Source organism: Ponticoccus litoralis, assembly GCF_039769985.1.
GTDB classification, from domain to species: domain Bacteria; phylum Pseudomonadota; class Alphaproteobacteria; order Rhodobacterales; family Rhodobacteraceae; genus Ponticoccus; species Ponticoccus litoralis.
The window spans coordinates 2,845,767-2,860,119 of the sequence record NZ_JBDNCH010000002.1; the positions used below are offsets into that span (position 1 = coordinate 2,845,767).

The following is a 14,353-nucleotide window of genomic DNA, read 5'->3' on the forward strand; positions in this document are numbered from 1 at the left end:
CGAACTCTTCGGGGGGCAGGCGCACGTGGGACAGGGCCTCGCGCACCTTGGCGCGCTGTTCGTCCGGGGTTCCCTGACGGTGGATGTGCAGCGGTTCGCTGACGATCTCGCCGATGGTCAGCCGCGGGTTGAGCGAGCTGTAGGGGTCCTGAAAGATGATCTGCGCGCCGGCGCGGAAGGTCTTGAGCTCAGAGCCACGGATCTGCGTGATCGAGGCGCCCTTGAACTTCACGTCGCCTGCGGTCGGCTCGTGCATGCGCACCAGTGTCATGCCGAGGGTGGACTTGCCGCAGCCGCTTTCCCCGACAAGGCCCAGAACCTCGCCGGAGCGGATTTCGATATCCACCCCGTCCAGGGCCTTCGCCGTCTTGGCAGGCTGACCCGAAAGCGCGGCAATGATGCCGCCGCCCAGTTTGAAGTGCGTTTTCAGGCCGACCGCTTCGATCACGGTTTCGCCCAGCTGGTGATTTCTCATTGGGACCCTCCTGCAGCGGCTGTCCATGTTTCGGGCCGGGTGGCCAGCGTTCTGAACTCCGCCGCGCGTCCGGCGTGGTGGCAGGCCGCCCGGCGGCCCGGCGCGGTTTCCGCCAGCGGCGGTTCCTCATGGCCGCAGATCTCGGTGGCGAAGGGGCAGCGGTCCCTGAACCGGCAGCCCTTCGGCGGCTTCAGCAGGTTGGGCAGCCCGCCAGCGATGGAAATCAGCGGCGGTCGCTCTTCCGTCTCGCCCAGAATGCGCGGAAAGGCGTTGTAAAGTCCGATGGTATAGGGGTGCTCGGGCGTCACGAGTACCTCTTCGACCGGCCCGGTCTCGACCACCTTGCCCGCGTACATCACCGCCACGGTGTCGCAGTTCTCGGCCACAAGGCCAATGTCGTGGGTCACGAGGATCATCGACCGGTTCAGCATCTCCTCGACCCGGCGCAGCCGCGCCATGATCTGGTCCTGCATGATCGGATCAAGGGCCGTGGTCGGTTCGTCCGCCAACAGCAGCCCGGCGTTCAGGCTGAGCGCCATGGCGATCACCGCCCGCTGGCGCATCCCGCCCGAGAACTGGTGCGGATATTCCCGCAGCCGCGCCGCGGGCAGGCCGACGAGGTCGAAGAGCGTCTCTGCCCGTTTCCATGCCACGTCCCGGCTGACCTTCTCGTGGGCACGGATCGATTCCACGATCTGGTCGCCGATGCACAGCACCGGGTCCAGCGAGTTCATCGCGCTCTGGGTCACCAGCGCCAGCTTGTTCCAGCGCACGTCGCGCAGGTCGGCCTGCGACAGGGTCAAGAGGTTGCGCCGGTCCAGCAGAACCTCGCCCGTGACCTCCGCGTCTTCCGGCAGCAGGCGCATCAGCGCTTTCACGACGGTGCTTTTGCCGCAGCCGGATTCGCCCACCAGACCCAGGACAGAGCCGGGTTTGACATCGAAGGTCACACCGTCGATGGCGTGGAAGGGGCCGCGCAGGGTGCTGTAGGCCACCCGAAGATCGCGCACCGACAGTTCCACGGGCGCCTTGCCGTTCAGCCTGCGGTCGAAATCGGTTTCCTGCATCGTGCTCATCGCTTCGCCCTCAGCCGTGGGTTGTTGTATTCCTCGAAAGCGCGTCCCACGAGGTAGAGCGCCGAGATCAGCGTCACCAGCGCCAGCGAGGGCGGCACGACCCACCACCAGGCGCTGCGCAGGTTGCCGCTGGCGAAGGCGGTGTTGAGCATCTGCCCCCAGCTGGTCGTCGACGGATCGCCAAGGCCGATGAAGCTGAGGCTTGCCTCGGTCAGCACGGCGAAGGCGACCGACATGGTGACCCACAGGAAGACCACCCGGAACACGTTCGGCAGGATGTGCTTGACGATGACATGCAGGTGCGAGGCCCCGGCGGCCCGTGCCCAGCGGACATAGACCCTTTCGCGTTCGGTCAGAACGGCGGCGCGGATGATCCGGGCGCCGTTGCGCCAGAACAGCAGGACGATCACGAGGATGATGTTGTTCACGCTCGGTCCCAGCAACCCGACCGCCACGATGGCGAAGGGCAGGGTCGGGATCGACAGGGCGATGTCGGTGATCCGCATCAGCAGGTCGTCGATCCATCCGCCGAAATAGCCCGAGATCACCCCGAACAGGGTCGAGATCACGCCGACGGCGAAGGCGCCCAGCAGGCCCACCAGAAGCGCCACGCGGAAGCCCAGGATGAACTGGGAAAACACGTCGTGGCCGAAGGTGGTCGTGCCCAGAAGATGCTCGGCAGAGGGGCGGGCGAGGCGGTTGAGCCGGCTGCTTTCGGTCATCGCGGATGCGAAGGGATCATGGGTGGCGATCATCGGCGCGAAGAGCGCGATCACGAAGAACAGGCCCAGGATGATCAGCCCGCCCAGGGCGAACCGGTCGCGCGCCACGGCGGCGAAGGGGTCAAGGAACCACGCAAAACGCTGGCGCCTCGGATTTGCGGTCATGTCGGTCATTGCTCTATGCCCTCAGCGGTAGACGACGCGCGGGTCGAGTTTGCCGTAGGTCAGGTCTGCGGCAAGGTTGGCCAGAACGATCATCACGGCCAGCAGGAAGAACGCAGCCTGTGCCAGCGGATAGTCCTGCCGGGTCACGGCAAGCACCAGCTCGCGGTCGATGCCGGGCCAGCTGAAGACGATCTCGATCACCACGATCCCGGCGATCGTCTCGGCCAGCGCCGGGAACAGCCATGTGATCAGCGGCAGCAGCGAGTTGCGCGCCGCGTGCCAGGCGACCCGGGCGTTCGAGACGCCCTTGGCGCGGACCAGTTCAACGTAATCCTCGTGCCGGTTCTCGACCACGCCCGAGCGCATGAGAAGCAGGTTCTCCGGCAGGAAGTAGATGACGACGGCCAGAACCGGCAGCGTCAGGTGGATCAGGAACTCCCATTGCAGGAACCGTGCCAGACCCTCTTTGCCATTGGTGTCGCCCATGCCGAAGCCGGGCAGCCAGCCAAGCCAGCTGGAAAAGATCGCCAGCAGGACGATCCCGAGGATGAAACTGGGGGTGCCGCGGATCACCGTGGCCAGCAGGATGCCGGTCCGTTCGACGGTGCCGCCCCGGCGCGACCAGCCGACGATCATGCCCAGCCCGGCGCCGATGAAGGCGCCCAGCAGAAGCCCCGGAACGGCGATCCAGAGGGTGTTGTAGATGCGCGGCAGGATCACGTCCCAGACCGGCTGGCGGTAGAAGAAGCTGTTGCCGAAATCGCCGACCAGCAGGTTGCCCATGTAGTGCAGGTACTGGTCCCAGAGCGACCCGGTCAGGCCCCAGCGTTCGAGCAGCGCCTGCCGCGCTTCCTCGGACATCCCGCGTTCGACCATCATCGCTGTCGGGTCAGAGGGGACGATGCGGAACATCAGGAACATGATTGTCGTGACGGCGAAGATGACTACGACGGATTGGAGAAGGCGGCGTATGATATAAGAGCGCATGGGGTCTCGCGTTTTAGGGCTGCGGAGGACGCGGAGAGACGAGCGGCCCCCGGACAGGGGGCCGCTCCTGAGCGAAAGGGCTCAGTTGGCGGGCAGGTGCAGCTTGCCCGAGGAGTCCCAGCCGTAACCGGCTTCCTCCAGGACGGCGCGCGCGGCCTCGACATCGAAGGCGACCGGCTCGATCTCGGCGTTGTACCACTGGCCGAGGGCACGCGGGACCGGCCCTTCCGAGGCGGGGATGGCGAAGCCCTGCCAGCCCTCGATCATGACCCGGTTCTTGTCGCTGGCCATGCGCACGGCGCGGCGGAAGGCCTGATCGTCGAAGGGCGCTTTCTCGTTGTTCATCCAGACGTAGAGCGTCGCGTGGGACGGCACTTCGATGAACTCGAGATTGTCGTTCTGCGCGGCCAGATCGGACATCGTCGCAACCGGCAGAACCGTCGTGGCGATATCGCCGGTGCCGTCCAGCATCGCAGAGCGGATGGCATCGGCCTGGCCCGAGGGCAAGGCGGCGCAGACCGTCGTACTCGGGCGCTTCCCAGTGCTCGGCGTAGGTCGCCAGTTCGTGCACCTCGTTCGGGCGCCATGTCTGGAACTGGAAGGGGCCAGAGCCGATCACCGCGTCGTCGGCGACGATGTCCCATTCCAGCAGGTCGCCGTCGTGGGCCGACCAGATATGTTCGGGCAGGATGAACATGTAGGTCAGGACGGTGATCTCGAAGGCCGCGTCCGGGGCTTTCAGGTTGATGCGGAAGGTCAGGTCGTCGATCTTCTCGGCGCTCGTGATGTTCGAGGTCCGCGAGGACACGGCGGGCGGCGCGAGGTCGACGACGGTGTTGATGGTATAGACCGCGTCATCCGCCGTCACGGCCTCGCCGTCATGGAAGGTCATGCCGTCGCGCAGGGTGACTTCGAGCGTCGTGTCGTCCACCCAGGTCCAGCCAGCCGCGGCCCAGGGCACGGTTTCGCCTTCCGAGTTGTTCTTGGCGAAGGTGTCGAAGATGAAGCGGACCCAGCCCACGGCGCTTTCTTCCACCAGCGGGTTGTAGGTGCTGACATCCTCGAAATAGGCCCAGTCGAGCCAGCGGTCGTCGGTCAGCGGACGGGCCTTGAGCCAGGGGTTCACCATCTCTTCATGGGCGGCGACCGGCTCGGGGCTGGTCACGTTTTCCCATTTGTCGGAGTTGTAGACGATGCCGTAGATCCGGTTGATCACCGGGAAGAAGGGCATCGCCTCGGTGAATTCGGCCTGCAGGGCATGGACGGCCTCGACGCGCTCTGCGCGGTCGACAAGGGTGCGCTGCTTGGCGGCGCGTTCGCTATAGCCTTCGTCGCACCATTTCGAGCCGTTCCGGCGCAGCCCGCAGGCGGCGACGTCGTAAACCCAATAGGTCGGATCGACACGGTCGGGGTCGGCCCCGACAGAGAAGACGGCCATGTCTTCAAGTTGCCCGCCGACAATGTACTGCGACACGAAGGTCGAGAACTGAACCGGGACCAGTTGCAGGTCCAGGCCAAGCTTCGCCCAGTCGTCGGCCAGCGCCCGGGCCGATTGTTCGAACTCCGGTCCCATGTCGGACGCGTAGTAGACCACGGTCATTTCAGGGACCGGCTCCCCCAGCTGCTGCGCGCCCACGGCGCCGGCTGCGATCATCGCGCCAAGGGCGGCGCCTGTCATCCAGCCGCGCCCGGTCAATCCTCTGTGCATCTCTTCCTCCCTGTTGTCGCGGTCGGCGCGGTCTCCTGTGTCCGCGCTCGCGCCGATGCAGGTTAGTATACAGTTGTTTGGATTGTCAACGATGCCTGGTGTGTTGTGCGTTCGTATATAATCAAGCAAAAACAATAGAGTGGTGGATTGATTTGTGAGTTTCTGTCTTTCTGCTTTGCGCCTCATTGTACGGAATAAAAACATTGTTGCTTTGAGTGCGGATCGCGCGGACCACCCGAGTCGGCTGGCGGCAGGGCGCATTCAGGCGCCGAGGGCATGGATGAGATCCGCGTGTGCCGCGCAAGGCGGCAGCGTCGCCGGGCAAGTCCCGGCAGCGCTTTTGCGGCTGGGCCAGGGCGCGGCGCGCGCTGCGATCCGGTCGGAAACGGCCCTGCGCAGCCGCGACCGGGGGCCCAAGGCCAGCCGCCACGTCGGGTGGTGGCGGCGGGGCTTCTGGCGGCATTGCAATGGTGGGGCGGCCCTCGTCGCGCAGGGGGCGGAACGTCCTGCGCCCGCGCGCCGCCGGTCGGTCGGGCGCGCGGCTGTGGAACGCGATGCTGGATGAGGGGAGGCCAGAGGGCGCTGGCCGCGCTGCCCGGCGCCGCTGCCCAATTCCTGCAACGGCGCCGGAGCGATATGCCGGGGTGTCAGTAGCCGCTGAGGGTTCTCAGCAGCGCGTTGGCCGCCTCGGTCATCCCTGCGGCGGCACCGAAGTCGTACTGGTTCATGGTGATCAGCACCGCGGCATCGTATTGCGGAGCAAAGGCGATGTAGGACATCTGTCCCTGAAGGGCCCCGGATTTCTGCAGGTAGAAGGGGCTTTCGGCTGTTGCGTTCATCGCCACCCATCCCAGCCCCATGGCGTCCATGCGCCCGGATTCGTCCATCGAGACCACCGTCTCCAGCCCGTCGCGGGGCAGGTAGACCGCGTGGTCGAGCAGGCGCACCTGCGCATCCGGGCCGGTTTCATCCAGATGCCAGCGCATCCAGCGCAGCAGGTCGTTCGCCGTGCTGTAGAGGCCGCCAGATCCGGTGATGACCGCGCCGGTCGGCACAATCGGCAGCGCCTCGCCATCCGGCGCGTGGCCGATCATCTGGCGCTCGGCCATCCCGGCGGTCGGCGTGAAGGTGGTGTCGTCCAGTGCCAGCGGACGGGTGATCCTGTCGGCCAGAAGGTCGGGATAGCTGGCGCCCCCCGCGGTCGACAGCGCCGCAGAGAGCAGGTCGAAGCCGAAGTTCGAATAGGCCGAACCGCGCCCCGGCGCGAACTGCAGCGCGTTGCCCTGAAGCCAGTCGGCAAAGGCATCGGGGGTGATGGTCTGGAAGGGGTCGCTGTCGGGGCTTTCGGCGCGCGGGACTTCGCGGGGCAGCCCGCCGGAATGCGTCGCAAGGTCGATCAGCCGGATGTCCGGGTGCTGGGCTGCCGCCGCGCCGAGCGGGTCGGCCAAGAGCGGGGCGACCGGATCGGTGAAGGCAACCTCGCCGCGGGCCACCGCATGGGCCAGCATCTCGCCCGCGAAGACCTTGGTGATCGAGCCGATGCGGAAGACCGTGTCGCCATCCGGCGTGATGCCGTTGCCCCGTGCGGTTTCTCCGAAGCCCTCGACCACCACGGTGTCGCCCTTGATCGCGCCAAGGATCAGGCCCGGCGCATCGCCTTCGAGATAGGTGATCGTACCGCTCAGCGATATCATTTCCTCGATCATCGCCTCGGGGATCGTCTGGCCGGTGTCTGCCCGCAGCGGGACAGCGGCCACGGTGGCGCAGGCGGCGATGACCGTGATTGGGATCATCCTGAATAGACTCATGGCAGTTTCTACCTCGCAAGTGCCACCGGAATGGCGCGTTTCCCTGTGACGGGTGCGCATGCGGGGTTGGGTCAGACCGGAAACCGGCTGACCTGCTCCCAAGGCGTCCCGTTGCGCAATTATGCACCAGACGCGGGCGGTGCGCTCAACCCCCGTTCGTTGCGATGGGGCGGATTTTGTTGATTTTCCCGGCGCCAGACGGATTTGCAGCGGGCCTGTCTTGGGGGCGCGAATAGGCCGCCGGACCGGGTCGCTGCCGGGGCGGCGGGTCCGGGGGGGCTTCAGACCCAGCTGGTCCGACAAGCAGGGGCTGGCCCCTGCCTGAAGGGCCTGGCGGTGCGTGGCGCGTGCCTGCAGGGAGGGGCGGGCGATCCCTTCAGCCTTATCAGGCGCTGTCCGATCGGCCTTGTGCAGGCACTGCCCGACCGCGGGGGCCAAGGCGGGAGTGTCTGGGCGTGGGTCGCAAAACGAAAAAGCCCCGCCGAACCAGGGGTCGGCGGGGCTTGTGGTCTGTGTCTGCCGGTGGCCTGCGTTACTCGCGGTTGCCCATGAGCTGCAGCAGGAACATGAACATGTTGATGAAGTCGAGGTAGAGGCTCAGGGCGCCCATGATGGCAGCCTTGCCCAGCCACTCGCTGTCACCATGCGCAGCGTGCTGCAGGTAGGTGTTCTTGATGTTCTGCGTGTCGTAGGCGGTCAGGCCCGCGAAGATCAGAACGCCCAGGACCGAGATCGCGAAGCCCATCGCCGAGGAGGCGAGGAAGATGTTCACGATCGACGCGACGATCAGGCCGATCACACCCATGATCAGGAACGATCCCCAGCCGGAGATGTCCTTCTTGGTGGTGTAGCCCCAGAGCGACAGGCCCGCGAAGGCGATCGAGGTCACAAGGAAGACCTGCACGATCGAGACGCCGGTGAAGACCAGGAAGATCGAGCTGAGCGACAGGCCCATCAGCACGGCGAAGGTGTAGAACAGCAGCTGTACGCCGGCGGCGGACAGGCGGTTCATGGCGGCGCCGAAGCCGAAGAAGATAAAGGCCAGCGGGGCGAACATGATCACCCATTTTAGCGGCGACATGTAGATCGCCTCGCCGAAGGAGGTCAGGTACTGGCCCTCGCGGATCATGGCAGAGGCACCGGTCGGATCGGTTGTGACCGCGAGACCGGCAATCGCCCATGCGGCGAGGAAGGTGATGAACGTGCCCACGGACATGGTGCCGTAGACCTTGTTCATATGGGCGCGAAGGCCCTCATCGATCTGTGCGGAGCGGGCGCCTGCGACGCCTGTCGTCCGAATGGTGTCGTATTGTGCCATCAAAACCTCCGTTTGGCGGGACCCCGCGCGGATGCGCGCGGAAGTGTTGCGCTTGATATTGTCAAAGCGGACGGGGTTTTCAAGATTTTCCGGTGCGAAAACACACAAGTATTGGAACTTGATCGATGCGGAACCGTTGGGGCCGTCACAGCCGCCAGTGCGCGGGGGCCGACCAGAGCTGTTCGGCGCTGTCGCGCTCGAACCGGTTCGGCTCGCGCAGCGAGGGGGTTTCCGCACGGCGCGGGCGCGCGGTGTCGGGGCCGGAGGGACGGCGTGCCGGGCGGGTGCGCCCCAAAAGGATGTCAAGAGCACGGATCATGATGGGCTCCTTCACGGATCGTGATGATTGATTGTTCTGCCATTTTCGTTACTGATGGTTGTGTCGCAATCCGGATCATGCTGGAAACGAATGTTCTTGAGGTTTGTCATCATGGAGCTTGATGGATGAGGAATCTGGACGTCACCGTCCTGCGGTCGTTCCTTGCGGTGGCGCAGGCTGGCGGGGTCACGCGGGCCGCCGGGTTCCTGAACCTGACGCAATCCGCCGTCTCGATGCAGCTGAAGCGGCTGGAAGAGATGCTGGGCCTGCAACTGCTCGACCGTTCCGCGCGCGGCATCTCTTTGACGCCCGCCGGGGCGCAGCTGCTGACCTATGCGCAGAAGATCGTCGACCTGAACGACGAGGTCTATACCCGGCTCACCGACCAGGCCTGGGAGGGCGAGGTGGTGCTGGGCGTGCCCGCGGACATCGTCTACCCGGTCATTCCCGACGTGCTGCGGCGCATGGGACGCACACATCCCCGGGTGAAGGTCTCGCTGGTCAGTTCCTTCACGCGGGTGCTGAAGACCCAGTTCGCGCGGGGCGAGGTGGACGTGATTCTGACCACGGAGCCGGGGGTCGATTCGGGCGGCGAAACGCTGATAGAGGTGCCGCTGCGCTGGATCGGGGCGCCGGGCGGTCAGGTCTGGAAGAACACCGCGCCGCTGCGCATCGCCTTCTGCCGCAACTGCGGGTTTCGCGAGGACACGCTGGCGCGGCTGGACCGGGCGGGGGTGGCATGGGAAATGGCGGTCGACTCGCAGAGCGACACGACCATCGACGCCAGCGTCAGCGCCGATCTCGCCGTGACCGCGCGGCTGGAGGGGCATGTGCCGGATTACCTAGCCTACATCGACAGGGGCGTGCTGCCGGATCTGGGGACGCAGAAGATCAACATGTATGTGGGCAACGGCAAGGCCGAGGTTGTCGGCGCGCTGACGGACTATATCCGGCAGGGGTTCTGCGCCCTGTAGCGCTGCGGGCCAAGGTCCGTCTCGACCGGGTTTGCGCGGCCCCGGGGCGGACCGCGCCGCGCCCGGTGGTGCAGCCGGGGCGCGGCAGGGGCGGGTGACCTTTGCGCCGGTCCCCGACCTCAGGCCCCGACCTCAGACCCCGACGTCGGGTCCGTGGCAGAGCATGGGCTTGTCGTCCTGCTGCGCCTCGTAGAGCGTGGTGCTGGTCAGGTCGTTCTCGAAGACCGCGCGCAGGCTGCCGCCGTTGCGGTAGAAGCTCCAGCACTGCGGGTCGGGGTTGTCCTCGTATACAAAGCAGATCTGCCCGGCGTTCTCGTACCAGAAGCCGTCCTTGCACTGGCCATCGAGGAAGGACCAGCGCACCTGACGGTCCGGCAGGTATTCCTCGACCCCGTAGGGCTGGCCGCTTTCGCCGTAATACAGCGTCTTGCCGGTGACATAGCTTTCGAAGTCCGAGGCCGACATGGGCTCTGCCGCCATCGCGGGCAGCGCCATGAGGCACGATAGGACAAGGGCGAGGGTCTGTTTCATGCGCCCTTTCTGCCCGAAACCTCCCGGTTTCGGAAGTCGGGTATTCATGGGTGGGTCCGGGCCGGGCGGGGCGCCGCCGATCCTTGACAGATGGGGCGGCGGCTGTCACGGAATTAACTGTCTGGTTACTATGCGGGAGGGGGCATGGCGGCATACGACTATATCGTGACCGGCGGCGGCTCTGCCGGCTGCGTGCTGGCGGCGCGGCTGACGGAAGACCCGGGAACGCGGGTGCTGCTGCTGGAGGCCGGGGGGCGCGACCGCAACCTGCTCTTCCACTGGCCCGCCGGTTTCGCCAAGATGACCGAGGGCATCGCCAGCTGGGGCTGGTCGACGGTGCCGCAGCGCAACATGCAGGGGCGCAGCCTGTGGTACACGCAGGCCAAGGTGATCGGCGGCGGCTCGACCATCAACGCGCAGGTCTACACGCGCGGCAATGCGCTGGACTACGACGCATGGGAGGCCGAGCACGGCTGCCCGGGCTGGGCCTACCGCGACGTGCTGCCCTATTTCCGCCGGGCCGAGGGCAACGAGCGTTTCAACGACGCCTATCACGGGATCGACGGGCCGCTGGGCGTGTCGATGCCGCGCGCGACCCTGCCGGTCTGCGACGCCTTCATCCGCGCCGCGCAAGGCTGGGGCCTGCGCTACAACCCCGACTTCAACGGTGCCTGTCAGGACGGGGTGGGCTTCTATCAACTGACGCAGCGCGACGCGCGGCGGTCCTCTGCCGCCGTGGCCTATCTGAAACCGGCAATGCGGCGTCCGAACCTGACCGTGCTGACCGGCGCAGAGGCCCTGCGCGTCGAGGTCGAGGCCGACCGCGCCACCGGGGTCACCTACCGCCACGAGGGCCGGGTCGAGACCGCGCGGGCGGAGGCCGAGGTCATCGTGTCCAGCGGCGCCATCGGCTCTCCGCGCCTGCTGATGCTGTCGGGCATCGGCCCGGCGGATCACCTGCGCGCGGTGGGCGTGGACGTGGTGCACGACCTGCCCGGGGTGGGCGAGAACCTTCAGGATCACATCGACCTTTGTGCCCTCGCGGAGCTGTCCGGCCCCTACAGCTATGACGGTTGGGACAGGCTGCACCGGAGCGCCTGGGCCGGGCTGCAATACCTGCTGTTCAAGAGCGGCCCGGCGGCGGCCTCGCTCTTCGAGACCGGCGCCTTTGCTACCGCCGACCCCGAGGCGCGCTCGCCGGACATCCAGTTCCACTTTGGCCAGGGGTCGGGGATCGAGACCGGCATCGCCAAGATCGACGGGGCCGGGGTCACGCTGAACTCGGCTTTCCTGCGGCCGCGGTCGCGCGGCACGGTGCGTCTGGCCTCGGGCGATCCCGGCGCCGCGCCGCTGATCGACCCGAACTACTGGTCCGATCCCTACGATCTGAATATGGCGCTGGAGGGCCTGCGCATGGCGCGCGAGATCCTGTCAGAGCCGGCACTGGGGGATTTCGTGCGCAAGGAGGTGCTGCCGGGTCCGGACCTGCGGTCCGAGGCGGAGCTGTTCGACTATGCCTGCAAGGTCGCCAAGACCGACCACCACCCGGTGGGCACCTGCCGCATGGGCACCGGGCCGGATGCGGTGGTGGGTCCCGACCTGCGCCTGCACGGCCTGGCGGCGCTGCGGGTCTGCGATGCCTCGGTCATGCCCGCGATCAACTCGTCCAATACCAACGCGCCCAGTATCATGATCGGTGAAAAGGGCGCGGACCTGATCCGCGGCCTGACGCCGCTGCCGCGCGCCAAGCTGCCGTGATGCGCCGCGGTGCCTCTGCCCGTGCCACCCGGCGGCGCCCGCCTGCCGGTTCTGTTGCGCGTCCCGGCGCGCCCCTGTCTTCCGACGTGCCCCCGCAGCGCGTCCCGTTCCCCGAGGACACCACCGGGGTTTGAGGGCAGGGGGATTGCGCAGAGGGCGCGGCGCGCTTTGTCCCGGGATTGCGGCGCCCCGTGACCCCGGCCACCCGCCGTCTCAGGGTTCGATGCAGATCATCCGCAGGATGGTGTCGATGTTGAAGGCGATGCGGGCGTCCAGCGCCTCTTTCGCCATCATGTCGCGCTCGAACAGCAGCGTGCCGGTGTAGCGGTTGGTCAGGTAGTAGTAGTTGACCGCCGCGATGGTGATGTTCAGTTGCACCGGGTCGATGCCCGGGCGGAAGACGCCCTCGGCCACGCCCCGGTTCAGGATGCCCTCGACCATGGACACCAGCTGCCGCTGCGCCGGGCCGACGCGCTCGGACTTCTTCAGGTGGCGCGCGCGGTGCAGGTTCTCAGAGTTCACCAGCGTCACGAATTCCGGGTTCTTCAGGTAGTACTCCCATGTGAAGCGCACGAAACGCTCCATCGCCTCGCGGGCGGGCAGGTGTTCCAGGTCCAGCTTTTTCTCGGCGGCGCGGATGTCCAGGTAGGCCTCTTCCAGCACGATGCGGAACAGATCCTCCTTGTTGCCGAAGTAGTGGTAGATCATCCGCTTGTTGGCCTTGGCGCGTTCGGCGATCTCGTCGATGCGCGCACCGCCAAGGCCGTTGCGGGCGAATTCCTTCTTCGCGGCGGCAAGGATGCGGGCCTGCGTCGCCTCGGCATCGCGCTGCCGTTTCTCGGGTTTGGGGTCCATCGTCGTCGGGCCTTTCGGGCGGTGGTTCCGCACGCTCTTACAGCAGCCATGGCGGAATCGTCAAAACCCATCCGCCGCTCGTCAGAGCGCGCCGCGCCCCGCAGGCCCTATCGTTTCCTGTTGACGCCTGCGCATTTCATGAAGTAACCAGTTAGTGCGTTAAGGTCGGAATCATATCGGTCTTCCGCGTGCAGGGGCTGTCCGGCAGAGGAGTGGGGCAGGGGGCGCGCGAAGGTTCCGGACCAGGCACCAACGGGAGGAAATCCATTGTCGACGTTCATCAAGGACTTCATCGAGAAAGAGAAACTGAGCCGCCGGAATTTCCTGCTGGCCTCGGCCTATGGCGTGTCCGGCGCCGCGGCGATGCGGATGTTCGGCCCCTCGCCGGTCATGGCGGCGACCTATGACGACCCAACTATCGCCTGGTCCTATCGCAACCGCACCAATCCCTACTGGAACGAGATCGTCACCGGCGGCGAGGCCTTCGTCGAAAGCCTGGGCAAGCCCGAGGACGCGATGGTCCACCTGATCAACGAGGGCTCGTCCGAGAAGTCGCTGGGTGACGTGAAGTCGCTGCTGGCCAAGACCGGCGGCGAACTGGCGCTGGCCATCGACACCAACGACGCGCCCAACTGCCGCCCCATCGTCGAGGCGGTCTCCGAGGCGGGCGGCTATGTCTCGACCATCTGGAACAAGACCGACGACCTGCACCCCAGGACTTCGGCGACCACTACGTCAGCCACATGACATGGTCCGACGAGGGTCCGGCGGAAGAGACCGCGCGCATCCTGCTGGAGGCCATGGGCGGCAAGGGCGGCGTCGTCCACCTTGGCGGCATCGCGTCGAACAACCCGGCCATCGAGCGCCTTCAGGGCCTGAAGAACGCGCTGAAGGACTACCCCGAGGTCGAGCTTCTGGCCGCAGAGCCCGCCGACTGGGACACCCAGAAGGCCAACCAGGTCATGAGCGCCTTCCTGACCCGCTTCGGCGACGAGATCACCGGCGTGCATTGCGCCAACGACACCATCGCCTATGGCGTGCTCGAGGCGCTGCGCGCCGAGGGCATCGAGGACATGCCCATCGTGTCCTATGACGGCAACCCGCAGGCCGTGGGTCTGGTGGCCGAGGGCAAGATCCTCGCGACCGTCTTCACCAACCCGCATTGGGGTGGTGGCATCACGGCGGCGCTGGCCTATCATGCGGCGCGCGGCGACTTCAAACCCTCGGAAGAGCCGCAGGAGCACCGCGAGTTCTACGGCCCGACCATCATGGTCACGCCCGAGGACGCCGCCGAGTTCAAGGCAAGCTACCTCGACAGCACGCCGGAATACGACTGGAGCGACTTCTGGGGCCCGACGGGCGGCCAGATCCAGTACAAGTAAGCCCGACCGGGGCGGTCCACAGGGCCGCCCCCTTCTGACTGATCCCATTTCCCCGGAGGTGCCCCTTGTCCGGCAATCTCTCGCGCGAGGCCCTGTTGAAATGGGCCCCGCTGATCGTCCTGTTGGTGCTGATCGCCCTCTTCACGGTGCTCGAACCGCGCTTTCTGACGGTGCGCAACCTCGCCCGGATCGCGATCTCGGCTTCGCCCGCCCTGATGGTGGCCATCGGCGTGACCTTCGTCATCATCATGGGCAGCATCGACCTGTCGATGGAG

13 protein-coding genes and 2 pseudogenes are annotated in these 14,353 nt (G+C 66.4%); 4 read left to right on the forward strand and 11 right to left on the reverse strand.

All coding sequences use genetic code 11. From position 1 onward, the window contains the following. Positions 1-22 precede the first annotated feature (22 nt). The 9 genes and pseudogenes from ABFB10_RS24200 to ABFB10_RS15275 form a co-directional block, all read right to left on the reverse strand. Positions 23-502, reverse strand: a pseudogene (locus tag ABFB10_RS24200) (ATP-binding cassette domain-containing protein); the annotation flags it as partial. Further along, on the reverse strand, positions 472-1,551 hold the full coding sequence (locus ABFB10_RS15245; RefSeq protein ID WP_347167146.1) for an ABC transporter ATP-binding protein: 1,080 nt from the start codon (positions 1,549-1,551) through the stop codon (positions 472-474). The gene ABFB10_RS15245 and the pseudogene ABFB10_RS24200, both read right to left, overlap by 31 nt. Further along, a complete protein-coding gene (locus tag ABFB10_RS15250; RefSeq protein WP_347167147.1) occupies positions 1,548-2,447 on the reverse strand; it encodes an ABC transporter permease in 900 nt (299 codons plus the stop codon). The genes ABFB10_RS15245 and ABFB10_RS15250 overlap by 4 nt, the downstream gene beginning before the upstream one ends. A gap of 12 nt (positions 2,448-2,459) precedes the next feature. Further along, positions 2,460-3,425: an ABC transporter permease gene (locus ABFB10_RS15255; protein ID WP_347167148.1), complete on the reverse strand. Its 966-nt coding sequence runs from the start codon at positions 3,423-3,425 to the stop codon at positions 2,460-2,462. Positions 3,426-3,506: 81 nt separating this feature from the next. After that, complete coding sequence (locus ABFB10_RS24205) at positions 3,507-3,896, reverse strand: ABC transporter substrate-binding protein (RefSeq protein WP_430523047.1); 390 nt, start codon at positions 3,894-3,896, stop codon at positions 3,507-3,509. 61 nt (positions 3,897-3,957) lie between these two features. Continuing rightward, a pseudogene (locus ABFB10_RS15260) lies at positions 3,958-5,394 on the reverse strand (ABC transporter substrate-binding protein); the annotation flags it as partial. Between the two features lie 386 nt (positions 5,395-5,780). Beyond that, the gene (gene ampH / locus ABFB10_RS15265) at positions 5,781-6,926 is read right to left on the reverse strand and encodes a D-alanyl-D-alanine-carboxypeptidase/endopeptidase AmpH (protein WP_347167150.1); all 1,146 of its coding nucleotides are present in this window, start codon (positions 6,924-6,926) and stop codon (positions 5,781-5,783) included. Positions 6,927-7,473: 547 nt separating this feature from the next. Further along, on the reverse strand, positions 7,474-8,259 hold the full coding sequence (locus ABFB10_RS15270) for a Bax inhibitor-1/YccA family protein (RefSeq protein WP_347167151.1): 786 nt from the start codon (positions 8,257-8,259) through the stop codon (positions 7,474-7,476). A gap of 145 nt (positions 8,260-8,404) precedes the next feature. Continuing rightward, a complete protein-coding gene (locus tag ABFB10_RS15275) occupies positions 8,405-8,578 on the reverse strand; it encodes a hypothetical protein (protein WP_347167152.1) in 174 nt (57 codons plus the stop codon). A 125-nt stretch (positions 8,579-8,703) separates the two neighbouring features. On the opposite strand from ABFB10_RS15275, the gene ABFB10_RS15280 reads away from it, so the two are divergent. Continuing rightward, complete coding sequence (locus ABFB10_RS15280; protein ID WP_347167153.1) at positions 8,704-9,552, forward strand: LysR family transcriptional regulator; 849 nt, start codon at positions 8,704-8,706, stop codon at positions 9,550-9,552. A 132-nt stretch (positions 9,553-9,684) separates the two neighbouring features. Here the strand turns inward: ABFB10_RS15280 and ABFB10_RS15285 are convergent, their stop codons facing one another. Beyond that, positions 9,685-10,083, reverse strand: coding sequence for a hypothetical protein (locus tag ABFB10_RS15285; protein WP_347167154.1), 399 nt, complete (start codon positions 10,081-10,083; stop codon positions 9,685-9,687). 144 nt (positions 10,084-10,227) lie between these two features. Here ABFB10_RS15285 and ABFB10_RS15290 point away from each other — a divergent pair, with 144 nt between their 5' ends. After that, positions 10,228-11,841 (forward strand): GMC family oxidoreductase, encoded by a 1,614-nt coding sequence (locus ABFB10_RS15290; protein ID WP_347167155.1) that lies wholly within the window; start codon positions 10,228-10,230, stop codon positions 11,839-11,841. 213 nt (positions 11,842-12,054) lie between these two features. On the opposite strand, the gene ABFB10_RS15295 is transcribed toward ABFB10_RS15290, so the two are convergent. Then, the gene (locus ABFB10_RS15295) at positions 12,055-12,696 is read right to left on the reverse strand and encodes a TetR family transcriptional regulator (RefSeq protein WP_347167156.1); all 642 of its coding nucleotides are present in this window, start codon (positions 12,694-12,696) and stop codon (positions 12,055-12,057) included. 267 nt (positions 12,697-12,963) lie between these two features. Between ABFB10_RS15295 and ABFB10_RS15300 the strand changes: the two genes are divergently transcribed. Together ABFB10_RS15300 and ABFB10_RS15305 are read left to right on the forward strand one after the other, a co-directional pair. After that, positions 12,964-13,443: a type 1 periplasmic-binding domain-containing protein gene (locus ABFB10_RS15300; protein ID WP_347167157.1), complete on the forward strand. Its 480-nt coding sequence runs from the start codon at positions 12,964-12,966 to the stop codon at positions 13,441-13,443. Then, the gene (locus tag ABFB10_RS15305) at positions 13,440-14,078 is read left to right on the forward strand and encodes a sugar ABC transporter substrate-binding protein (RefSeq protein WP_347167158.1); all 639 of its coding nucleotides are present in this window, start codon (positions 13,440-13,442) and stop codon (positions 14,076-14,078) included. Before ABFB10_RS15300 ends, ABFB10_RS15305 begins: the two co-directional genes overlap by 4 nt. Positions 14,079-14,353: the final 275 nt, after the last annotated feature.